At 61.9% G+C, this 22,487-nt stretch carries 21 protein-coding genes; 11 read left to right on the forward strand and 10 right to left on the reverse strand.

Annotation, left to right across the window (positions count from 1 at the left end):
• The first annotated feature begins 9 nt into the window (after positions 1 to 9).
• The 8 genes from KW845_RS04080 (at position 10) to KW845_RS04115 (ending at position 8,516) form a co-directional block, all read left to right on the forward strand.
• Complete coding sequence (locus tag KW845_RS04080) at positions 10 to 1,278, forward strand: TIGR03862 family flavoprotein (protein ID WP_218367879.1); 1,269 nt, start codon at positions 10 to 12, stop codon at positions 1,276 to 1,278.
• Between the two features lie 184 nt (positions 1,279 to 1,462).
• Positions 1,463 to 2,524: a TauD/TfdA family dioxygenase gene (locus tag KW845_RS04085; protein ID WP_218367880.1), complete on the forward strand. Its 1,062-nt coding sequence runs from the start codon at positions 1,463 to 1,465 to the stop codon at positions 2,522 to 2,524.
• A gap of 167 nt (positions 2,525 to 2,691) precedes the next feature.
• Positions 2,692 to 3,564, forward strand: a complete 873-nt coding sequence (locus tag KW845_RS04090) for an ABC transporter substrate-binding protein (RefSeq protein ID WP_218367881.1) — start codon at positions 2,692 to 2,694, stop codon at positions 3,562 to 3,564.
• 10 nt (positions 3,565 to 3,574) lie between these two features.
• Positions 3,575 to 4,711, forward strand: coding sequence for an amino acid ABC transporter permease (locus KW845_RS04095; RefSeq protein ID WP_218367882.1), 1,137 nt, complete (start codon positions 3,575 to 3,577; stop codon positions 4,709 to 4,711).
• A gap of 16 nt (positions 4,712 to 4,727) precedes the next feature.
• Positions 4,728 to 5,471 carry an amino acid ABC transporter ATP-binding protein gene (locus KW845_RS04100; protein ID WP_218367883.1) on the forward strand — a complete coding sequence of 248 codons (744 nt, stop codon included), beginning with the start codon at positions 4,728 to 4,730 and terminating at the stop codon, positions 5,469 to 5,471.
• 81 nt (positions 5,472 to 5,552) lie between these two features.
• Positions 5,553 to 6,266 (forward strand): histidine utilization repressor, encoded by a 714-nt coding sequence (hutC, locus tag KW845_RS04105; protein WP_218367884.1) that lies wholly within the window; start codon positions 5,553 to 5,555, stop codon positions 6,264 to 6,266.
• 70 nt (positions 6,267 to 6,336) lie between these two features.
• The gene (gene hutH / locus KW845_RS04110) at positions 6,337 to 7,896 is read left to right on the forward strand and encodes a histidine ammonia-lyase (protein ID WP_218367885.1); all 1,560 of its coding nucleotides are present in this window, start codon (positions 6,337 to 6,339) and stop codon (positions 7,894 to 7,896) included.
• Positions 7,897 to 7,925: 29 nt separating this feature from the next.
• On the forward strand, positions 7,926 to 8,516 hold the full coding sequence (locus KW845_RS04115; protein ID WP_218367886.1) for a HutD family protein: 591 nt from the start codon (positions 7,926 to 7,928) through the stop codon (positions 8,514 to 8,516).
• 27 nt (positions 8,517 to 8,543) lie between these two features.
• On the opposite strand, the gene KW845_RS04120 is transcribed toward KW845_RS04115, so the two are convergent.
• Positions 8,544 to 9,518 carry a tripartite tricarboxylate transporter substrate binding protein gene (locus KW845_RS04120; protein ID WP_218367887.1) on the reverse strand — a complete coding sequence of 325 codons (975 nt, stop codon included), beginning with the start codon at positions 9,516 to 9,518 and terminating at the stop codon, positions 8,544 to 8,546.
• Between the two features lie 192 nt (positions 9,519 to 9,710).
• Between KW845_RS04120 and KW845_RS04125 the strand changes: the two genes are divergently transcribed.
• Positions 9,711 to 10,484: an SDR family oxidoreductase gene (locus tag KW845_RS04125; RefSeq protein ID WP_218367888.1), complete on the forward strand. Its 774-nt coding sequence runs from the start codon at positions 9,711 to 9,713 to the stop codon at positions 10,482 to 10,484.
• A 33-nt stretch (positions 10,485 to 10,517) separates the two neighbouring features.
• Here KW845_RS04125 and KW845_RS04130 read toward each other — a convergent pair whose 3' ends face one another.
• The 4 genes from KW845_RS04130 to KW845_RS04145 all read right to left on the reverse strand — a co-directional run bounded on the left by KW845_RS04130 (position 10,518) and on the right by KW845_RS04145 (position 13,812).
• Complete coding sequence (locus tag KW845_RS04130; RefSeq protein ID WP_218367889.1) at positions 10,518 to 11,564, reverse strand: amidohydrolase; 1,047 nt, start codon at positions 11,562 to 11,564, stop codon at positions 10,518 to 10,520.
• The gene (locus KW845_RS04135) at positions 11,561 to 12,142 is read right to left on the reverse strand and encodes a carboxymuconolactone decarboxylase family protein (protein WP_218367890.1); all 582 of its coding nucleotides are present in this window, start codon (positions 12,140 to 12,142) and stop codon (positions 11,561 to 11,563) included. Before KW845_RS04135 ends, KW845_RS04130 begins: the two co-directional genes overlap by 4 nt.
• A gap of 90 nt (positions 12,143 to 12,232) precedes the next feature.
• Positions 12,233 to 13,060, reverse strand: coding sequence for an SDR family NAD(P)-dependent oxidoreductase (locus KW845_RS04140; protein WP_218367891.1), 828 nt, complete (start codon positions 13,058 to 13,060; stop codon positions 12,233 to 12,235).
• A gap of 44 nt (positions 13,061 to 13,104) precedes the next feature.
• On the reverse strand, positions 13,105 to 13,812 hold the full coding sequence (locus KW845_RS04145) for a carboxymuconolactone decarboxylase family protein (protein WP_218367892.1): 708 nt from the start codon (positions 13,810 to 13,812) through the stop codon (positions 13,105 to 13,107).
• A 361-nt stretch (positions 13,813 to 14,173) separates the two neighbouring features.
• Between KW845_RS04145 and KW845_RS04150 the strand changes: the two genes are divergently transcribed.
• Complete coding sequence (locus KW845_RS04150) at positions 14,174 to 15,955, forward strand: FAD-dependent oxidoreductase (protein WP_218367893.1); 1,782 nt, start codon at positions 14,174 to 14,176, stop codon at positions 15,953 to 15,955.
• Between the two features lie 76 nt (positions 15,956 to 16,031).
• Here the strand turns inward: KW845_RS04150 and KW845_RS04155 are convergent, their stop codons facing one another.
• The 4 genes from KW845_RS04155 to KW845_RS04170 all read right to left on the reverse strand — a co-directional run bounded on the left by KW845_RS04155 (position 16,032) and on the right by KW845_RS04170 (position 19,939).
• Complete coding sequence (locus tag KW845_RS04155) at positions 16,032 to 17,000, reverse strand: tripartite tricarboxylate transporter substrate binding protein (protein WP_218367894.1); 969 nt, start codon at positions 16,998 to 17,000, stop codon at positions 16,032 to 16,034.
• A gap of 205 nt (positions 17,001 to 17,205) precedes the next feature.
• Complete coding sequence (locus KW845_RS04160) at positions 17,206 to 18,138, reverse strand: LysR family transcriptional regulator (protein ID WP_218367895.1); 933 nt, start codon at positions 18,136 to 18,138, stop codon at positions 17,206 to 17,208.
• A 105-nt stretch (positions 18,139 to 18,243) separates the two neighbouring features.
• Positions 18,244 to 19,008: an SDR family NAD(P)-dependent oxidoreductase gene (locus tag KW845_RS04165; RefSeq protein WP_218367896.1), complete on the reverse strand. Its 765-nt coding sequence runs from the start codon at positions 19,006 to 19,008 to the stop codon at positions 18,244 to 18,246.
• Positions 19,009 to 19,192: 184 nt separating this feature from the next.
• Complete coding sequence (locus KW845_RS04170; protein ID WP_218367897.1) at positions 19,193 to 19,939, reverse strand: sulfite exporter TauE/SafE family protein; 747 nt, start codon at positions 19,937 to 19,939, stop codon at positions 19,193 to 19,195.
• A gap of 178 nt (positions 19,940 to 20,117) precedes the next feature.
• Between KW845_RS04170 and KW845_RS04175 the strand changes: the two genes are divergently transcribed.
• Positions 20,118 to 21,560, forward strand: coding sequence for an MmgE/PrpD family protein (locus KW845_RS04175; protein WP_218367898.1), 1,443 nt, complete (start codon positions 20,118 to 20,120; stop codon positions 21,558 to 21,560).
• On the opposite strand, the gene KW845_RS04180 is transcribed toward KW845_RS04175, so the two are convergent.
• Positions 21,550 to 22,467 carry a LysR family transcriptional regulator gene (locus tag KW845_RS04180; protein WP_218367899.1) on the reverse strand — a complete coding sequence of 306 codons (918 nt, stop codon included), beginning with the start codon at positions 22,465 to 22,467 and terminating at the stop codon, positions 21,550 to 21,552. The two genes, KW845_RS04175 and KW845_RS04180, sit on opposite strands and share 11 nt — an antisense overlap.
• Positions 22,468 to 22,487: the final 20 nt, after the last annotated feature.

Here is a 22,487-nt window from a genome sequence, read left to right on the forward strand (position 1 = left end):
TCCCCATCCATGCCCGACTCCACCCCGCCCATCTCCCACGCTTGTGTCCGCGTCGCCATCATCGGCGGTGGCCCCGCCGGCCTGATGGCGGCCGAAACCCTGGCTCGACTAGGCATACAGGCCGATGTCTACGACGGCATGCCGTCGGTGGGGCGCAAATTCCTGCTGGCCGGCCGCGGCGGGCTGAACCTGACCCACAGCGAACCGGCCGAGCGTTTCAATCAACGCTATGGCGGGCGCAGCACGGCCGTGGCCGCATGGCTGCGCCGCCTTGATGCCCAGGCCTTGCGCGATTGGGCGCATGGGCTGGGCATCGATACATTCGTCGGCTCGTCGGGCCGCGTGTTTCCCCTTGAAATGAAGGCTGCGCCGCTATTGCGCGCCTGGCTGTCGCGGCTGCGCGCCGCAGGCGTGCGCTTTCATATGCGGCACCGCTGGAACGGCTGGGCCGCCGGCGAAGCAGCCGGCCCGCAGGCACTGCATTTCGAGACGCCGCAGGGCGTGCTGGCCGTGCGCGCCGATGCCGCCATCCTGGCGCTGGGCGGCGCCAGTTGGGCCCGGCTGGGTTCGGACGGCGCATGGGCCGCCGGCTTGCAGGCGCACGGCGTGGACATGGCGCCGTTGCACCCGGCCAATTGCGGCTTCGACACCAACTGGAGCGCGCACCTGCGCGAGCGCTGCGCCGGCATGCCGGTCAAGTCGGTTGCCATGGCACTGGACAATGACAGCGTGCCTGGGGCATGGCGGCGCGGCGAATTCATGCTGGCCGCGTCGGGCATCGAAGGCAGCCTGGTCTATGCCTTGTCGGCCGGGTTGCGCGATGCCATCGACGCAAATGGCGCAACGCTTGCCTGGGTCGACCTGCTGCCCGATCTGTCGGCCGAGCGTGTCCTTGCGCAAGTCTCGCATCCGCGCGGCGCGCGCTCCATGGCCAGCCATCTGCAGAGCCGGTTGGGGCTCAAGGGTGTCAAGGCCGCGCTGCTGCGCGAGTGCGCGGACCCGCTGGCCTGGCAGGATATGGCGCTGCTGGCCCGCTGCATCAAGGCGTTGCCGCTGCGCCTGCTGCGCCCGCGCCCGATCGACGAAGCCATCAGCAGTGCGGGGGGCGTGCGCCTGGAAGCGGCCGACGAAGCGCTGATGCTCAAGGCCGCGCCGGGCATTTTCTGCGCAGGCGAAATGCTCGACTGGGAAGCGCCCACCGGCGGGTATCTGCTGACGGCATGCATGGCCAGCGGCGTGACGGCGGCCGAGGGCGTGCGGACATTCCTCGCATCCTGACCACGCGGAAGTGAAAGCCGGGCGACCCTAAGGATTTTCCCTTAAAGACGTTTTTTTGTGTTTGCACATCCCCGGACCGAGGCGTATCGTGAGCCACTTGTCTATACAACCCTAGGCAACGTGTTTTTCTCGCGGGATTTCCTATCCTGGCACAATACCCACCCCTCTGTCCGGAGAGAGCTTCATGTCGGAGTCGAGTTTTCTGCAAGGCGCCTGCGTTTGGCAGGGTAATGAGATCGCAAGCAACCCACGGTGGGCCAAGCAGTTTCCCGCCGCCGTGCTGGATGCGATCGACACGGCCGTTCACAAGACCAAAGACGTGCCGTGGCGCAAGATCAATCGCGAGAATTTCCCGCTGCCGGGTGCCGAACCCTATTTCGATGACGTGCGTGAAGAACTGGAGAACGGCTCGGGTATGGTGAAGATGAGCGGGCTGGATGTTGCCCGCTATGACGCCGAACAGCTGCGTCGCCTGTGGTACGGCCTGGGCGCACACCTGGGTACCGCGATGTTCCAGAATCGCCGCGGCGAAGTCATGCGCGAGATCAAGGACGAAGGCATGGGCGTGGGCGCCAAGTTGTATGGCGCCTCTACCGATACGTCCGGCAAGCCATTCCTGTCTTCCGGCGCGCGTACCCTGTCGCCGGGACAACTGCGCTTTCACACCGATCGCTGCGACGTCGTTGGCCTGCTGTGCGTGCGCCAGGCCTCCGAGGGCGGCGTGAGCAAGCTGGCCAGCAGCGCCACGGTCTACAACGAGATCCTGCGCCGCCGTCCCGACCTGCATGCATTGCTGTGCCAGGCCATTCCCCGCAGCCGCTTCGGCGAAGAAGCGGGCGGCGAGCACGTCGTCTACGACCTGCCCATTTTCGGCGTGCGCGACGGCAAGCTGACCAGCCATTTCTCGCTTACCTACATCGAGAATTCGCAGATGCTGCCCATGGGCCGCAAGCTGACCGATGCCGAGCACGAGGCCATCAAGCTGCTGATGGCCGTGGCCGAAGAGGTCTGTTTCGAAATGCGCTTCTCTCCGGGCGACATCCAACTGCTGAATAACCACGTCGTCTATCACGGGCGTACCGCTTTCAAGGATGACGTCACCACCGGCCAGGACCGCATGCTGATGCGCCTGTGGCTGTCCGTGCCCAATTCGCGCGCGCTACCGGCGGACCACGCCGTGCTGTGGGGCGACGTGGGTGCGGGCCAGCCGCGCGGCGGTATCGCGCAACCGGCCATCGCGGCCTGAACCGGGCGGCACGCGGCAGCGCCACCGGCAGGCGAGACCACGCTGCGCGCGCTGATCGTACGACCAGAAAAATCATCGTTGGCATTACCCAGAGCCTGGCCACCAGCCCCGGGATCATCTTCCGGGCCGGGAAGGTCTGGCCAAACATGTTCAAGGAGGGAAGCACCATGAAGCAGCTTGCAATGAAGAAATCGGGTCGCCGCCAGGCGGCCGTGAAGGCAATCGCCGTTCCGTTCCTGCTGGGCCTCTGCGCGACGGCTTTTGCCGCGCCGCAGTTCGGCAATTGCGAAGTCAGCGGCAAGCGGGGCTCGGTGAAGCTGGAAACCACGGAACCGGGCGCGCTGTCGGTACGCCCGGTCCTGCCGTCGCCGGGCTGGTGGAATGGCGACTCGCCGTCCACCATCAAGGATGGCTTCGAGTATTGCATGGCCGCCAACATGGCCTACCGCGCCGGCCTGGACCGCCTGAACATCGTTACCCGCTCTTTCGCTCAAGTGCTGACGGGCCAGTCCAAGGGTTTCGACATCGCGCTTAGCGAAATCACCATCACCGAACAGCGCAAGAAAGTCGTCGACTTCACCATTCCCTATTTCACGTCCGACCAGGGCATCTTGGTCAAGACAGACACCAAGATCGACCAGGACAGCATCAAGAACATGCGCCTGGGCGTGCTTCAGGGCAGCACCATCTATCACTACCTGATGGAAAACGTGAAGCCCAAGGAACATCCCAAGGTGTACACCGACACTGCGCCCATGTATGCGGCGCTGGCGGCCGGGCAGGTCGATGCCGTGCTGTATGACACGCCCAATGTGCTGGCGCGCGCCAAGCGCTCCAACGGCCTGTTCCGGGTGGCGGGGCGTTACGACACCGGCGAACGCTGGGGCGGCCTGGTGAACAAGGATTCGCCCAATCTGGAGGCCTTCAACACGCTCATCCAGGAGATGATCGACGACGGGACGTTCGACAAGCTGGCGGCGAAGTACCTGACGCCGACTTTCGGCGACGAACCCAGCCACGTGCCGCTTTTCACGCCTTGAGGAAGAGGGCATGAGCGAGCTAAGCCAGCAGGCGCACGCCGGAGCCTCCAATAACAATAAGCAGCGCCGGCTCAATATTGGCGGCATGCCGTCCATGCCGAAGGGGCTGTTCCTGTTCGCGCTGGCGGGCGTGATCGCCGCGATCGCGTCCGGCGGCGTCACCATCCAGGCGCTGCGCGGGGCCTTATTGGCCAACGGCCACGATGGCTGGTGGGTCTCGGCGGGCACGGTCCTGCTGGCGCTGGCGGCCATCCTGGTGGCGCTGCCCCTGTTCAACGCCTTCAGGTGGTGCCGCAAGGTCAGTGCCGCCGCGCGGCGAAACGACGTCGTCGCCGCGCGCATCGCGCGCTCGGAAGCCTGCACGTATAGCTGGATCGCACTGGGCTACACGCTGGCGCAATTGATCGTGGTCCTGCTGGCCCAGTTCCTGCTCGCCAATAACCAGACAGTGGCGAAGACCTTTTTCTTCGTGCCGCTCATCGTCCAGACTTTCCCGCTGGTTCTGGATGCGTTCTGGATCAACGTCAAGATCTTCGTCATCTCCGAGATCTTCGTCCTGATCTGGGGCCTGGTCGTGGCCCTGGCCATGTTCGCTCCCGGACCGGCGGGCAAGCCCCTGCGCCTGCTGGCCACGGCCTACGTCGACGTGTTCCGCTCCATCCCCGCGGTCCTGGTGATTTATCTGGTTGGTTTCGGGCTGCCCCTGACCGGCGTGGTCGTGCTGAAGGACCTTTCGTCGACCTCATATGTGGTCATCGCCTTGACGCTGACCGTGGGCGCTTATGTGGCCGAGATCTACCGGGCGGGCATACAGAGCATCCACTGGAGCCAGACCGCGGCGGCGCGCTCGCTGGGCCTGTCCCATATGCAGACCCTGCGCTTCGTGGTCCTGCCCCAGGGGATACGGCAGATCATCCCGCCGCTGCTCAACGCCTTCATCGCCCTGCAGAAGGATACGGCGCTGGTCAATGTGGTTGGCGTCATCGATTCCTTCAACCAATCGATGGTGATCGCCTCCAACTACTACAACTTGTCGGCCGCCACGACAGTCGCGCTGCTGTTCATCGTGATTTCCGTCCCGCAAACCCGGTTCGTCGAACGCATGGCGAAACGCGACCGTGCCCGCATGCGTGCGGGCGGTGCATGAGAGACTAGGGTAGAGCATGCCATTCATCGAAATCCGGGATATCTCCAAATCCTATGGCGACCTGGTAGTGATCAACCGCTTGGCCATGTCGGTGGAAGAGCACCAGGTCGTTTGCCTCATCGGACCTTCAGGCTCGGGCAAGTCCACGCTGCTTCGTTGCATCAACGGGCTCGAGCCCATCGATTCGGGCGATATCCTCGTGCATGGCGAGCGGATCACCGGTCCGGGGGTGGACGTCAATTCGCTGCGCCGTGACATCGGCATCGTCTTCCAGGGCTACAACCTCTTTCCCCACATGACGGTGCTGGACAACGTCACCCTGGCACCGATCCGCGTATTGAAGCAGGCCCGCGATGAAGCCGAGGGCAGGGCCATGGCGCTGCTGAAGCGCTTCGGCCTGGCCCACAAGGCCGGGGAATATCCCGATCGCATGTCAGGAGGGCAGCAACAACGCGTGGCCATCGTGCGCGCCCTGGCCATGGATCCCATGGTACTGCTGCTCGACGAGATCACTTCGGCGCTCGACCCTGAGCTGGTTTCCGAAGTCCTGGGCATCGTGCGCGAGCTTGCCAATGAAGGCATGACCATGCTGCTGGCCACGCACGAGATGGGTTTTGCGAACGAAGTGGCCTCCAAGGTATGCTTCTTGTGCGATGGCGCCGTCTATGAAGAAGGGCCGCCGGAGCAGATCTTCGGAGATCCCCAGGGCGACCGGACCCGGGCGTTCTTGCGCAGCATCCGCGAAGCGAAGCGCATCTAGGCCGCGATCGATTTGCAATGCGCGTCCAATAACCATGAGCTGGCTGAAGCCTGGCCAGGCCATTCAATAGGTTCTACGGGAATGGCAACGACACTGCACGAAAAGATCAAGGCCCATGTGATCCGGGGCATCCATGATGGAACCTGGTTGCCAGGACAGCGCTTGCCCTCTGAGCACCAATTGGTTTCCGAGCTTGGCGTATCGCGGATGACAGTCAACAAGGCTTTGCGCGAACTTGCCGGCGCTGGTCGTATCGTCCGGATCGCCGGGGTGGGCAGTTTCGTGGCCGAGGCCAAGCCGCAATCCACGCTGCTGCAAATCGCGACGATCGCCAACGAAATCCGCGCCCGCGGCCATGAGCACAGCTGGCACTGCCTGTCGCGCGAGCGGATCGCGGCGCCCCCCGATGTCGCTGTCTGGCTGGACATGATTCCCGGCCAATCCATTTTTCACATGGCCAGCGTGCATTTCGAGAACGGGGTACCCATCCAGCTGGAGGACCGCTATGTGAATCCGAAGATGGTGCCGGATTTCCTGGACCAGGACTTCAGCCACAGCACGCCCGGCGAGATCCTGCTCGCTACCGTGCCTGCAGACCTCGTGGAACATGTGGTGGATGCCGTGATGCCAACCCCCGAGCAAGCGCGCATACTGGACATGCAGGCAAGCGAGCCCTGCCTGCAACTGACGCGGCGCACTTGGTCTCGCGATGTGCCGGTGACCTGGGTGCGCTGCCTGAATCCCGCGTCACGCTACAGCCTGGGCAGCCGGTTCCGGCCGGGGCCGGATCATTGACTTCAACTGGGTACCCGGCCGGCTGCTCTTTTATTTGCTCATTCTTGTATATACATGATTAGAGATTTCCATGACCAACATGCCTGAACTGACCCTCACCGCCCGCCCCCTGAGCTTGGGCGACTTGCGCCGCCTGCATGCCGGAGAGGTTTGCCTGCGCGTCGCGGACGAGACTTTCGACGGCCTGGCGCTGGCCCATGGCACGGTCAATGACATCGTGGCCAGCGGGCAGGTGGTCTATGGCATCAACACAGGATTCGGCAAGCTGGCCAGCACCCGGATCGACACTGGCCGGCTGGCCGACTTGCAGCGCAACCTGGTGCTTTCGCACAGCGTCGGCACCGGCGAAGCCTTGCCCGCCGATGTCGTGCGGCTCATCCTCGCCACCAAGGCCATAAGCCTGCTGCGCGGCTATTCCGGCGTACGGCCAGAGCTTGTGCGCGCCCTGGTCACGCTTTTCAATGCCGGCGTCGTGCCTTGCATTCCGGCCAAGGGTTCGGTGGGCGCCTCCGGAGACCTGGCGCCGCTGGCCCACCTTGCTTGCGTGCTGATCGGCGATGGCCAGGCCGTGATGCCCGACGGCCGCAAAGTGCCCGGCGCGCAAGCCCTGCACGAAGTCGGCTTGGCGCCTTTCGTGCTCGGGCCCAAGGAAGGGCTCGCGCTGCTCAACGGCACCCAGGTCTCGACCTCGCTGGCACTGGCCGGCCTGTTCGTGGCCGAACAAGTCTTCGCCGGCGCGCTGACGGCCGGCGCATTGTCGCTGGAAGCCATCCAGGGTTCGATCAAGCCCCTGGACCCGCGTATCCATGCCGTGCGCGGCCAGGCCGGCCAGATTGCCGTGGCGCAAAGCCTGCGCGAGCTGTTGGCCGACAGCGCCATCGTGGCCTCGCACGCCCAGTGCGGGCGCGTGCAGGATCCGTATTCCATCCGCTGCGTGCCGCAAGTGATGGGTGCCTGCCTGGACAATCTCCAGCATGCCGCAAGGGTGCTGGAAATCGAGGCCAACGCCGCCTCGGACAACCCGTTGGTGTTTTCCGATACGGGCGAGGTCATCTCGGGGGGCAACTTTCATGCCGAGCCGGTGGCTTTTGCCGCCGACATCATCGCCCTGGCAATCAGCGAGATCGGGGCTATCTCGGAGCGGCGCCTGGCGCTGTTGCTGGACTCTGGCCTGTCTGGCCTGCCTCCTTTCCTGGTGCGCGACAGCGGCCTGAATTCCGGCTTCATGATCGCCCAGGTGACCGCGGCCGCGCTGGCCTCGGAGAACAAATCGCTGGCCCATCCGGCCAGCGTGGACAGCCTGCCCACCTCGGCCAACCAGGAAGATCACGTGTCCATGGCCACGTTTGCCGCGCGGCGCCTGGCCGAGATGGTAAGCAATACCGCCGTGGTGGTCGGAATCGAGGCCATGGCCGCGGTGCAGGGCATCGAGCTCAAACGCACGCCTAAGGGGCCTCATAGCTCTGATACGCTAGAAGGCGTACTGCGGGCGATTCGCCAGGAAGTGGCCTTCGTCGACCAGGACCGCTATCTTGCCGACGATGTGGAGACCATGCGCCTGTGGGCGATGCATCCCGATCGCTTGTCCATCTTCAGCGGCCTGGTTCCCAGCCTGCGGGAAGCAGCCTGAAGCTGTCCATGTGCATACAGGAACCGGCAATGCTCCAGATATTCCATCTCGATACGATCACCCCCACGCCCTGGAAGAACGGCGGCGGCAGCACGCGCGAACTCGCCAGTTGGCCGCCCGGAGCGGGGACCGCGGGCTTCGATTGGCGGGTCAGCGTGGCGACCATTGCGGCGGCGGGGCCGTTCTCGGCCTTTCCGGGCGTGGATCGCACCATCATGCTGCTGGAAGGAGATGGCGTGCAGTTGCGCTCCGAGGACGGCGCGATCGACCAGCGGCTGGATTCGGCGCTTGCACCGTTCGCCTTCAGCGGCGATGTGCCGCTGCACTGCCAACTGCTAGGCGGCGTCTCGACCGACCTCAACCTGATGGTGCGTCGCGATCGCGTGCGCGGCCAATTACGGCTATACCGCGAGCCGGCCGCTTCGCCGGCCTCGGCCGGCGGCCTGTTGCTGGCCTGGCGCGGCAACTGGACGGTGCAGCGGGGCGGGGTCGAGAATCGCCTGGCGCCGCGCCAGGGCCTATGGTGGAGCGACGAGCCCTTTTCGCCGCAACTGCATCATGATGGCACGCCCGGGGCGTGCCTGGTCGGCGTGCACATTGCGGGCCGGGTGGCAGCCTGATGTACGTGCCCCGGGAATGCCATCGCCTTATTCAGGCTGTATGTTTGCATCGCGGACGATTTTTTCGGCTCTTTGCATTTCAGACTGTAGCAATTGCTTCAGGTCTTCTGTTCCACCGACCATGGGTGCGGCATTGATGGCCTTGATTTTTTGCTCTGTCTCGGGATCTTCCAGGACGACTGCGAGGGCCTGCGAGAATCTTTCAATTGCTGCCTTGGGGGTATTCCTGGGGCCGAAAACGGCAACCCACGCAGAGAAGGTGAACCCGGGCAAACCTGCCTCCGCCACCGTAGGCAAGTCAGGTGCATTTTCAACGCGCTGCGGGCTGGTGACACCCAGTGCCCTGAGCCTGCCAGAGGCAATATTGGGTAGCGCAGTGGCGACCGGCTCGCAAATGATGGCCAGGCGACCGCCGATCAAATCATTGAGTGCTTGCGGCGAACTCTTGTAGCTGATCATTTGCAGGTCCAGTCCTGCCATGGTCTTGAAGTTTTCCATGCAGATCTTGGCGCCGCTGGTGGCTGCGCCGTAGTTGTACTTTCCGGGATTGGCCTTGGCAAGCGCGATGAATTCCTTCAGATTCCTGGCTGGAATATCGGGATTGATGACCAGTACGTTGAAGAAATCCTTTAACGCTGTCGATACCGGAGCCAGGTCGTCGACCGGATGGAAAGGAAGATCATTGCGCAGGTAGTAGTTGGCCGCGACAGTGGAGCTTGAGCCCAGTACGTAGGTGTAGCCGTCAGGCGCCGCCTTGGCCGCGGTATTCACCCCTATTGCGCCCTCGGCCCCCGGGCGATTCTCGATAATGACCTGCTGCCCAAGTTTGACGCTGAGCTTTTCGGCGATCACGCGGGCCACGACATCGGTCGCACCACCCGCCCCAAGAGGCACAATCAACGTGATGGGTCTCGTTGGGTAGCTGCTATTCGCATGGCTGATGCCCACCATGGCCGCTGCCAAGGCAAGAGAAGCTGCCAAAGCTCTACTTGGGTTCTTCATTGTCTCTCCTGTCAATTCTTATCATCGCGGTAGAACCGCCCATGGCGGCGCTGGCATTATCCCGTGGCAAGCTGCGGCCTTACAAGGATTTGGCAATGCATAAAAGTGAAAGGAGCTTTGCACGCGGCGCGTGGTATCCGGCCCATGCGGGCGGTATATTGTCTTCTGCTGCAGAATCTCACGGATCAAGATATGGCTGACTCTAAGCTGGGCGTGGTCATCGGTGGAGCCAACGGTATAGGTGCCGCTTGTTGTGAATTGATGGCACAAAGGGCTTGGCGCGTTGTGGTGGTGGATCTGGACGAAGCGCACGCCCAACAGCTGGCGGCAGGCATCGGAGGCATCGGCCGGGGTGTAGATATACGAAGCCTGAAGTCGCTGGAAAGCCTGGCCGATTCAATCGAACGTGAGGCTGGGCCCATCAGTTCGCTGGTCGTTTCGGCGGCGGCGTTTCAAGACCGCTACGCCCCGGGCGATTTCCCGGAAGATGTCTTTCGCACCGTCATGGAAGTCAATGTGCAAGGTACATTCAATGCGAACCGGGCATTCGGGAACCGCATGGTCCAGAACGGCAAAGGCAACATCGTCAATATCGCCTCCACTGTGGCGCATGGCTCTTCGCCGTTGCACGCATATGGCCCGAGCAAAGCCGCGGTCGTCAATCTGACGCGCAACTTTGCAAGCCAGTGGGGTCGTTTCGGCGTTCGAGTCAATTCCGTATCGCCCGGAACGACCGAGGTCGCTCGCGTGTTGCAACGCCCGCCCGGCCGCTATGCGGCTGATTTCCGCGATCACATGGCTTTGGGCAGGCGTGTACAGCCCAACGAAGTCGCGGAAGGTGTGGAGTTCCTGGCGTCCGATAGGGCGTCGGCCATAACGGGTGTCGATCTATTGATTGATGCCGGCTGGCTGGCTGCGAGTACCTGGGGGCTCTATGGCGGTGTTCCCAGGCCGTCCGAAGGCTAGTCCGCGGGCAGGCGCTCGAACCGCGGGCGAAGGTCAGTTTCGCCCGCCGCTTGGGCTCGTTTGTATCCGATAGAACGTACACGCGCTGCGCCAGAACAAATCTGCCTTTTCAGATGCGCTTGCATGCTCTGCGATGCGCTGGAACGCATTCCAGCCGGCAGCATAGTCATATCCAACCTTGTCGGCCGGGAAGTTGCTTTCGAACATGCAGCGTGACGGTCCAAAAGTCTCGATGCAATGTTCGATCCAGGGGCGCCACAACTCGGCCAATTCCGCCGATGAGGGCCGCGCATCGTGCCGACGGGTTCCCAGGCCTGACAGCGGCATGCCCAATCCACCCAGCTTCACCATGACATTCGGGCACGATGCCAACTCGCGGGTCGCAGTCGCCCATTGGCGAAACACTTCCTGGTGCCGGCCTTCATAACATCCCAGCCCCAGGATGCCTCCGCAGTGGTTGAGGACAATAGGCGTATCGGGGAATGCCCGCGCAAGCGAAGTCAGTCTAGGAATCTGATGGAAATACAGCCATGCGTCGAAGCTCAGGCCCCGAGGATTCAGTTGTGCGAATCCCGCCCGGAAGGCCGCGCTGTCCAGTAGATCTTCACTGGTTGGATAGGCCGGATTCAATAAGGCTGGATCGGCGTCCCAGGCGGCAACGTGGCGAATTCCCCTGAAGCGACCTCCGACCGCAGCAGGGCCGCCTGCGGTATCGATATGCGCTTGCAATACAGCTTGCACGGCCTGTCCCAGGCAGAGGTCGGCGAAACCCACAATGGCTGCACACACGCGGGCATTTCCGTATATGCCGCTAGCGCACATCGCCGCCACGCCATTGGCAAACTCTGTTTCGCCAACTGGCTTGAGGCTCTCGGGGCCTTCCTGGCGCTGCATGGCCCGCGCTTGCACGTAAACCGTCGCGCGTACGTCATGGCCGGTACGGATGTCGGCCAGAAAATCATCCAGCAGGTACCTCAGGCTGGGCCGATCATATAGGTGATGATGCGCGTCGACGATCGGTTGCGCGGGGTCTATCGGTTCTTCCTGCCTGGCAATCAGGCCATGTGCCGCGTGCGTCATGCCGTTGGACCGGTGGCGGGGAACCGCGGATCCTCGAGTTCCGGGGCAATATTTTCCGGAATGCCCAGTTCGAACGCGTTGAGCGTCAAAGCCACAAGGCAGTAATAGCCCAGTACACCAACGAGTTCAACCACGCCCGGCTCTCCCAGGATGCAAACGCCCTGGTCGTAGAGTTCTTGCGGAACTTGTCCGCTTGCCAGCAGCACGGTTGAAAAATCGTAAACGACACGTTGCCGCTCACAATCAAAATCCGGCACGCGGCGCGCGGCGATATCCGCAATCACGCCTGCATTCAGGCCGGCTTTCAGGCCAAGTGCTTTATGCGCAGTCCATTCATGGTGCGAGGTCCAGTGGCGGCCGCACACAAGAATCGCAAGTTCGGTCAGCCGTGGCTCGAGCGATGTGCCAAAGCGCAGCAGCTCTCCAAGCTTCTGAGCGCGCCGAGCCAATTCGGGGCTGCGCAACCATCCGATCATGGGCGCCGGTACTCTGCCCCTGGGGCCTGACACGGCCTCGGCGCATACCGCTGCTTGCTCCGCTGTCAGCGCCGCCTGTGGCACCATTTCGATCCTGGACATTGCCCGCCTCCTGGGTGTTGTCAACTCGCAGGGCCAAGAATTTCCGCGCCTGGGCGGATGCCGTCGCCAGCGAATCTGGATAGCACCGCATTACATTCCCGGCCGCGCCGCCGTCAATCCGCCATCAACCACCAGCTGGGTTGCCGTGATATAGCGTGCTTCGTCGCTGGCAAGAAAGAGCACCGCGTTGGCTACGTCCCATGCGTCGCCCATGTGCCCCATGGGAACACTGGCATGTCGTTTCGCAATCAGCGATTGGGCATCTGCTGCCCCCAACTGCTTGACCAACCGGTGTTCGACGAGAGGCGTATGCATGGTGCCCGGAACGACCGTGTTGACTCGGACGCCTTTCTTGACATAGGCAATCGCCGTCGAGCGGCCGAACGCGATAACGCCCGCTTTGGAAGCTGCGTAGGCGGCACTGACGCGGCCTTCGACTGGAAAGCTCATGCAGCCTATGCTGGACACATTCACGATGGCGCCACCATTTCCGCTTGCGGCGAATTGCCGTTCCATCACCGGAAGCACATGCTTGCATCCCAGAAAGGCAGTCTTGAGATTGAGGTCCATCTGCGCATTCCACGTCTCTTCGCTCATTGCGACGGGGTCGCCTGGCGCGCTGCCTCCTACGTTGTTGACGAGTATGTCGATGCGTCCATGCCGCCGGACACAATCGTCGACGGCCGCCTGGACGTCCTCGCTGCAAGTCAGGTCGCAGGTGCGGCCTGTCCAATGTGCCAATCCCTCTTTTCGCATAACGGCGGCGGAATCTGCCAGGGCATCAGGATTCACGTCTACGCCATAGATTGTTGCACCTTGCCGCGCCATGAGCACAGCTGTCGCCTTGCCGTTACCCCAGCCTTCACCCACGGAGCCAGCCCCCGCAATGAATGCCACTTTTCCTGTTAAGTCATGCATGTGAAATTTTCCGGTATGTATTCATAAGGGCTTATCGGTATGGGCTAACCAAGCTTCTGCAACGCCTCTGCACCCAAGATGTACCCTTCCAGCCCGATCAGGACAGCCAGCTGGAATACGGTCAGGATTTCATCGCGCGTTGCTCCGTGCTCAAGGGCGTGGCGAATGTGCATCGCGAGGCCGGGGCCATACATGTGCGTCACAGAGCAATCGATCGCGATATAGATGAATTCCCGCTCTTTGGGCGTCAGCGCGCCCTGTTTCCAGGGCACCATGGTAAGTTCCGAGAGCGCCCGGGAGTAGGCCGGCAGGAACTGCGCAATGGTGTCGCGTTGCTCGCTCCAGAAGCCGCGTGTCTTGAGAAAATCGTCCCGAACCGCTTCGAGGTCCGGCAACATTTCCGGAGGCTCCGCCTCTTCGCCGCGGCCAGCTTTCCTGAGTTCGTCCTGAAGAATCGGCAGCGAAAAATACATGCTGTGATTGCTCAGGCCAACGATGGACACCAAGACGTCCAGGACATCCCCGTCCGAGGCGCCGGCGGCCCGAGCTCTTTTGGTATGACGACCGATTGCCTGGGCATTGACTGCAGAGGCAGAAGCGTGAACCGCAAGCAGCACAAGTTCCTTCATGCGCACAGACAGATGTTCGGCGGCCATCACGGTTCGCCAAAGCCGTGACGCTGCTTCGAACGAGGCGGGGCTCTCGCTGCGCAGGTATCTGGCCACGGCGGGATCGTCAAAGATCTCGCTCATCTGTGCCAGGCCGGCCGGACCAGCGATGCGCTGCGTGCCAGTAAATGGGAAGCCGTGAGGGGCATGCTTGTATGCCTCGATAGCAGGAGTGGCTGAAAAATCAGTGTAAAAGCCGCCAGCTACTACCGGGTAGACCTCAGACTGGAAAGGTGCCTTGCAGCTTGCGCAATAAGCCAGTCTTCCCGTTCCAGAATGCGCAAGAATCCAGATAACTACCCATGGCCGGCACACAACCACCGTGCCATGCGGTCTTTGCACTTGACGCAAGATTCCTTGTCGCGCAACCACGTTATACGAAACAGACCCCTACCTTAGAATCGTCGGCATGGGCGAGTAGCCGTGACAGAAACGGGAGATCGGAATGTTGATTGACAGTGGGATTGAAGAGAATCCCGCAAAATTCGAGCAGTCGTCGGAAATGCAGCAAGTCAATAACTGGTTGAGGGCCTTCGAGCAGGCATTGCAGGCATGTGATCGGGAAGCTCTACTGTCGCTGTTCGCGGATGAGTGCTATTGGCGCGACATGCTGGCGTTCACCTGGAACATCACGCCGCACGAGGATCGGAAATCCATTGTCGATGGCCTTATCAAATACCAGCCCAAGGTAAACGCGCGAAACTTCAGCGTCGCTGAAGGGCGCACGCCGCCTCGCCAAGTCCGGCGCACCGGCAACGAAGTCATTGAAGCGATATTCAGTTTCGAGACTGACGTTGCGCGCTGCCATGGCGTTCTACGGTTGCCGGTTCAGAGTGCGGATCGGGCATGGGTGTTCTCAAGTTCGACGACAGAACTCAAGGGCCATGAAGAGCCGATCTTCGGGCGCCGGCCGACAGGTGCCGCCTACTCGCGCAACTTCGGTGCGGGGAACTGGTCCGACATGCGGGCCACGGAGCAGGCTTATGAAGGCCGCGAGCCGACGGTACTGATAATAGGGGGTGGTCAGGCTGGAGTCACGCTGGGTGCGCGGCTGAGGTTGCTTGGCGTTGACGCCCTGATCGTCGAAAAGACCCCGCAGGCAGGGCAGGTGTGGGCCAATCGCTATCATTCCCTGGCGCTGCACAACGAGGTCGCCATCAATCATTTTCCCTATATTCCATTTCCCCCGAACTGGCCAAAATATCTTCCCAAGGACATGCTGGCAGGATTCATCGGGTTCTACGCATGGGCCATGGAGTGCAATGTATGGGGCAATACCCGCTTTCTCAACGGCGACTACGATGAAGAGCAGGGCGTCTGGAACGCGACTGTGCGTCTGAACGATGGCACAGAGCGAACGCTGCATCCGAAACACCTGGTATTCGCCAATGGCATCGCCGGCGGCAAGAAGATACCCGCTCTTCCTGGCTTGTCCGACTTCAAGGGCGAGGTGCTGCACACCGAGGACTACTACTCAGGCGGCGGGTACAAGGGGAAACGTGTCCTCGTCCTGGGAACGGGCACCAGCGGACACGATTGCGCCCAGGACCTTCATGGCCACGGCGCCAGGGTAAAGCTGATCCAGCGCGGTTCCACCACCGTGGTAAGCGTGGCGGCCGCCGGGTTCAATAATGCGGTGCACTACCAGGAAAATATCCCCATCGAGGACGCTGATCTGATTGGCACGGCTCCTACGTTCCGGCTTCTGCAACGTGGCTATCAACTGAACGTCAAAAGGATGAAGGAGCACGACAAGGAATTGCTTGAGGGCCTTCGCTCTCGCGGTTTCAAGGTCGATTTCGGGCCTGACGAGGCTGGCCATCAGATGAAGCTGCGCTCACGCCATGGCGGCTACTACCTGAATTGCGGATGCTCCGAGCTGATCGTAAGCGGCGATATCGGTCTGCTGCAATGGGAAAACGCGCAAAGATTCGTTGCCGAGGGTTTGTTAATGAATGACGGGCATGTGGAAAAAGCCGATCTGCTCATAGCCGCGACTGGCTACCATTCGCAAGAAGAGGTGGTAAGGCAGTTGCTGGGCGAAGAGATTGCAAGAAAAACAGGGCCGATCTGGGGGGTGGGGCAAGACGGCGAGTTGCAAAACATGTTTGGCCCGACCCCGCAACAAGGCCTGTGGTTCTTGGGAGGCGGCTTGTCCCAGAATCGTGTCTATAGCCACTTTGTGGCAATACAGATCAAGGCGCGTGAACTTGGCCTGGTTCAGTAAGCAAGTATGGCTGGCGATGGCTCTTGGCCGGACCGTCGCCGGGCACCACGGCCTTTGGCCATGGAATCCAGCCCGTTTATTTGATCCGCTTTGCGACCGTACCCCAGAGGGCCATATCTTCATCTATCCGCTGTGTGAATTCCTCCGAGGTACCCGTTACTGGCCGAAAATCCATTTCGGCTGCGCGCTGCTGAACAGCAGGCAGGGATGAAACTTCATTGAACGCATCGTTCAACTTGCCTGTCACGTCTTTCGGCATTCCTGCAGGCCCAAGCATGGCGTAGAACGCATAGACACTCATGCCTTTCAGCGCAGGAATCGAACCTTCTTCAAGCGTGGGAACATCGGGCAGCGACTTCACGCGTTGCTTGCCGGTGACGGCAATAGCATCGATTTTTCCTGCATTGATGAGCGGTGCCGCAGCGGCGGGAACAACGACTGCGAAATCAATGCTGCCGGCCATCAGTTCTCGTGCAACGTCCCCAGCGCCTTTATAGGGGATATGCGTCATCTTGATATCAAGCAGGCTTTGTATGTACTCGACGAGCAGGTGGCTGGGAGCGCCGGTTCCAGCCGAACCGAAGTTGATCGCGTTCGGATGGGCTCGTGCATATTCAACCAGCTCATCCACTGATTTTGCCGGGAAATCCTTCTTTACGGCCAGTACGGCGTCTGCCTCTGCTATTACCCCGATATGAGTGAAGTCGTGCTTGGGGTCGTACGGCATGTCGCGAATCAGGGGGGCCTGGACTATTCCCCCGGTGGTAGCCAGCCAAAGGGTGTATCCGTCCGGGGCTGCATTTTGTACGTACCTTCCTGCCAGCTGTTCGTAGGCTCCCGCTCTGTTCTCAACGATCACCGGAGTTCCCAGTATTTTTTCCAGCTCGGCCGCGTAAATCCTGGCAATGGCATCAGCGCCCCCGCCAGCACTGAAACCCAGCACGAGTTTAATTGGCCTGGAAGGATATGTTTCGGCGTTCGTTGTGTTGCCGGCAAGCAATGCAGCGCATGACAATATCACCGCCAATAGCCTTGTTCCGATCATGTTCGTCTCCTGGGCCTTGATATTTATTGCCATCCGGGAATCGCCGAAAATTCTCCGGATTTTCAATTTTCAGGATAGCGGATAGGCACCGGCGAACGACAGCAAGCTGCACGGGAAACTGCTTTGCAGAGATTGCAAGAGTCCGTTTGCGCAGCCGCTGCGAAAGGGCAGGGCAGCCCGGTCGATGCGCGGTGCGCGGACGATATCAGCGGCTTGGCAGAGAGCCCTGGCCGGCGTTTGCTTCGGGAGCGAACAACTGCACGAGGAAGTCGACAAAAACGCGTACCTTCAAGGGCAAGCGGTCGCGGTGTGGATACACAACGTAGAGGGACGTGTCCTGGTCGGTTGGGTAGGCTTCATAGTCGGATAGCACGGTTTGAAGCAATCCTTCCTGTACCGATTTGCGCACCATCCAGCCCTGCAGCATCACGAGGCCCAGCCCCCCTTTGGCGCCCGTGATCAGGGCAGCACTGTTCGATGTCCGCAAGCGGCCCGAAACAGGAGTGGAGATCAATTCGCTACCTTTGCGGAATCGCCATTCCTTCAGGTAGTTATGTTGCTGGTAAATCAGGCAGCTATGATGAACCAGATCTTCCGGCTTGCCGGGAATGCCGTGCCGCGCAAGATATCCAGGGCTTGCGCATACAACTCGCCGGCTTTCGCTCAGTTGTCTCGCCACCATGTTCGAATCGTCCAGCGTGCCGAGCCAGACGGCGACGTCCACGCCATGTGACAGGAGATCCACGCGCTCGTCAGTGAGTGCAATGTCGATCTCGACATCCGGATACTGTTCAAAAAACAATGGAAGCGCGGGCACGATCACTTCGGCACCCGCCGACATGCGCGCGTGTACGCAAATCGACCCGCTGATTTTTCGTTGGTAAGCGTGGGCCGTTCTGCGAGCCAATTCCAACTGGCGCAACGCTGGCGCTACCGAAGCCAGATAAGTCTGGCCGGCTTCGGTGAGTACGAGGTTGCGCGTTGAACGCTTGAACAGGCGTACATCGATCGATTCTTCGAGGCTGCTGATTTGACGAGAAACGGAGCTGGTGGACATTCCGAGGCGTCGGCCAGCCTCTGAAAAACTGCCGGCCTCGGCCACAAATGTGAACACGCGGATTGCGGCAAGTTCATCCATTCGCTACTCGCACTCTGATCAGTTGCTTGGGCACGCGCCTTGCCGCCGAGTATACGCTCTCGGCGCCAGCCGGAGCGCGTGCTGGTGCACGCGCCCCCTTGGCGGTTATTTCGGAATGAACGCGGCCCGGGTGCCGCCATCCACGGGAAGTACGGTTCCGGTCACGTACTTGGCAGCATCGTCCAGGAAGAACAAGATTACCTTCGCGATATCATCCGGCTGGGCTATTCTGCCCAGAGGCGAGTCCCCAGAGGGTCTGTATCGAGCGGCACCCGAAGAGCCGCGCAAGGCGGATATCATCGGCGTGGCCACTGTGCCTGGCGCTACGGCGTTCACCAGCACGCCGCTACCTGCCAGCTCGACCGCAAACACACCGGCAAGTACATGTAGTGCTGCCTTGGTTGCCCCATAGAAACCGCCGCCCACTTTGGGCCGAATGCCGGCGATGGATCCGACCAATACCACGCGCGCGGGGTTTTCGGCTGAGGCATCCTTTCTAAGCAGGGGAAGCGCTGCGCAGGTCGTCAGCCATGGGCCTTTGATATTGACGTCCATCATAAGGTCCACCTGATCTGGCGTGTGATCTTCCAGGCTGCCCGTGCCAAGTACACCGGCGGAACATATCAGCGCGTCGATCTTCCGCGTTTGTTGGTGGATGACGTCGAATGCTGCCCGTACGCTTTTCGCATCCGCGACATCGCATTTCACATAGGAAACAGCTCCAGATCCATCTTCAATTGCCGCTTTTGCTTCTGGGCCGGGTTCGGCGCGGTCAAGCGCCCAGACTTTCCAGCCTTTTTCTTTAAGCCGGTTTGTCGTCTGCAAGCCAATGCCCGATACGCCACCCGTCACCACTGCAATCTTTGCCATATTGAGTTCGCTTCAATCAATTAGTCGATATGCAGCGGACATACTCATCGCCTGCATTTCAGCACAGCATAGAGGAACGGGCTGCGCCGACTAAAGCGTTTTCAGGGAATCTGCCTTGCTGATTGCGCAAAGGTTTCGGTACATAGTGGGTATGCCGCTGCGCATCCGGCAGCAAACCCGATACTTAAAACGCCTGCCAGATCATGTGCAGGCTGGCCACGGTCATCACGATCTTGAAGCCCAGCCGGAACATCGCCTCGGGCAAATTGTCCAGCGTACGGGTGCCTACCCAGGTGCCCACCACGCCGCTGGCAATCATCGCTGCAATCAGCGGTCCCCATTCGGCGTAGGCAAAACCCAGTGTGCCGAAAACCAGGATCTTCAGCCCGTGCTGAATTACCATGCACGCTGCGTGCGTAGCCACCAGCGGCTGCTTGACCAAGCCGGTGCTGGCCAACAGCGCGGCCACCAGCGGTCCGGTGGCGCCCACCAGCATGGTGCAGAAGCTCGATATCGTCCCGCCCAACAGGAAATAAGCCTTGCCGTGACGCTGGGCCGTGGCGCTGGGCTTCTTGCGATAGACCGACCACAAGATGAACAGCGCCAGCGCCCCCTTGGCCAGGGAGTCAGGGATACGTACTACTACCGAAGCACCCAGCGTGATGCCGGCCAGGCTGCCCAGCGTGAACCACAGCAGCAGCGGTGCCACCAGGTAACGGCGCTGGATGATGACACGGCCGCTGTTCGATCCCATCTGCACCACGCCATGCACCGGCAGCACGCTGGTCACCGGCAGGCCCAGGCTTAACACCGCCAGCATGGCCACGCCCCCGCCCAGGCCCATGGCGGCCGTCAGCGCCGAGGTGAGAAAGCTGGTGATCACCAGAACGGTGGCAAAGACAGTCGTGATCTCGGGCGGGACGAAGGACATGGGGCTCTCTGGCGGACGGACGGCAGTGTAGCGTGTCCGGATCGAAGCACTGATGAATGATGTTCATAACTGATCTGATCCGGGGCCGATAGATACCCGCGCGCATCACTCCTATCATCAAGCCGCAGAAGCCGTAAGCCGGCAGGTGATTCATCCGTTTCAGCAAGGAGCAGCAAGCGTGGACGATCTGGAGACTTGGAAGAAACTGGCGCGCGAACATCGCGGCGTGACCCAGGAACTGGCGGCTTTCATCGCAGGGCTCAAGCCCGGCGACATTCCCGGAAAGACCCGGGAAATCCTCGACCACGCCCTGGTGGATGCACTGGGCTGCGGCCTGTACGGCCTGACCACACCATGGGGCCGCGTCATGGCCGAGTTCGCCCGCGAACAGCAGGGTCCGGCCGAAGCCGCCCTGTGGGGCTGCGGCACGCGCATAAGCGCGGTCAACACCGTGCTGGCCGGCGGTACGGCCATTCACAGTTTCGACTTCGACGACCACAGCCGCGCCAAGATCCATCCGGGCGCGCTGGTGGTGCCCGTCGTGCTGGCGTTGGCCGAGCGGCAGCGCGCCGGCGGCGACCTGATGCTGGCGGGCATGGCGGCTGGCTACGAAGCCATGAACCGCGTCAGCCAGGCGTTCAACCCGAGCCGGACACGCATGCGCGGCTGGCACCTGACCGGCACCGCAGGGACTTTCGCAGCGGCCGCGGCCGCGTCCGTGATGCTCAGGCTCGATGCCGAGACCACGGCCAGCGCGCTGGGCCTGGCCGGCACCCAGTCGGCGGGCACCTGGGCCTTTACAGCCGACGGCGGGATGAGCAAACGCATGCACCCCGGCCGGTCGGCACAGGCGGGTCTGATGGCCGCGCTGCTGGCGCAGCGTGGCTTCGCCGGTCCGCGCTACATCCTGGAGGCCGAAGACGGCGGGCTGTTGTTCGGTATGTCCGATACGCCGCGCCCGGCCATGCTGGTCGAAGGCCTGGGCCGCCGCTGGCATTCCGACGAGACCTGCTTCAAGCCGCATGCCTGCTGCGGCAGCAATCATGCCTGCGTGGATGCGGTGCTGGACCTGATGCGCGAGAACAAGCTCAAGCCTGCCGACGTCGAACGCGTGGTGGCTGGCGTGGCCAGCGTGGTCAACACGCAGACAGGCTTCGAATACCGGGCCGATTCGGTGCTGAATGCCCAGATGAGCCTGCGCTACAACATCGCCGTGGCCATGTTTGACGGCCGGGCCTACCTGGAGCAGTTCACTCCGCAGCGCATCGTCGAACCGCAGGTGGTGGCCTTGTCCCGGCGCGTGGAAATCGAGATCGATCCGGAGATCGACCGCGCTTATCCAGAGATTTACGGCGGCAGGGTCTCGCTGGTTACCAAACAGGGCAAGACACTGACCCGCAAGGTCGACTATTCGCGCGGCATGCCGGAAAACCCCATGTCGCGCGCCGAGATCGACGCCAAGTTCATGTCGCTGGCCTCGGCCGCCGTGGGCACCGAATCGGCCGCCGGCGTGCTGCAAGCCGCGCGCGGCGTGTTCAACGCCGGCTCGGCCAAGCCCCTGGCCGGCCTGCTGGCGCAGGTGCGCGCGGGCAACACGGCCGACGCGCCTGTCACGGCGTGATCTTGTCCCAGTCGGGATTGCCGGAGATCTCTTCCAGAAGGAAATTGACGAAGGCGCGGACCTTGGGGGAAAGATTCCGGCTGGGCAGGTACACCACCGACACTGGCGGGCCTTCGCCGACGTAATCGGTCAGGATCGGGCGCAGCCGCCCCGCGCGTATGGTCTCGGCCGCGGTGAAGTTGCTGATCATGGCGATGCCCAGGCCCGACGAGGCGGCCTCTAGCAGCGTTTCCGCGTTGTTGACGTTGAGGTGGCCCGACACGGACTTGGGGCAAGGTATGCCGTTCTTGCTGAACGGCCACTCGCGGTAGCGGCCGGTATGCATCAGCACGTAGGCCATGCAGTGGTGCTTGTCCAGTTCTTCGGGCGTGCGAGGCTCGCCGTGCTGCGCCAGATACTGCGGCGAGGCGCAGGCCATGAAGCGCAGGTGGCACAGCTTGCGCGCGATCAGCCGGGCGTCGGCCAGTTCGCCGATCTGCACGGCGACGTCGATGCCTTCGTAAGCCAGGTCCACGTTGCGGTCGCTCAGTTCGGCGTCCAGCACGAGGTCGGGGTACTGCTTCAGGAAGCGCGGCACCATCGGCATGATGACGCGCCGTCCGAAGCCCACCGGCAGATGCACGCGCAACCGTCCATGCGGGCTGGAGGTGGCCTGGCCCAGCAGGTTCTCGGCGTCCTCGATCTGTCCCAGGATCTGCAGGCAGTGCTCGAAGAAACTGGCGCCGTCGTTGGTCAAGCCCACCGAGCGGGTCGTGCGGTGCAGCAGCCGCACGCCCAGTTCCTGCTCGAGCCGGGTGATGGCCTTGCTGACAGCCGACGAAGTCAGCCCCAGCCGCTTGGCAGCCTGGGTAAAGCTGCGCGTTTCGGCCACGCGCACGAACACTCGCAGGGCATTGAGGTTTTCCACGCCTTGTCTCCCGTTTTTGG

The organism is Bordetella sp. BOR01, assembly GCF_019218885.1.
In the GTDB taxonomy this organism is placed as follows: Bacteria; Pseudomonadota; Gammaproteobacteria; order Burkholderiales; family Burkholderiaceae_B; genus Bordetella_A.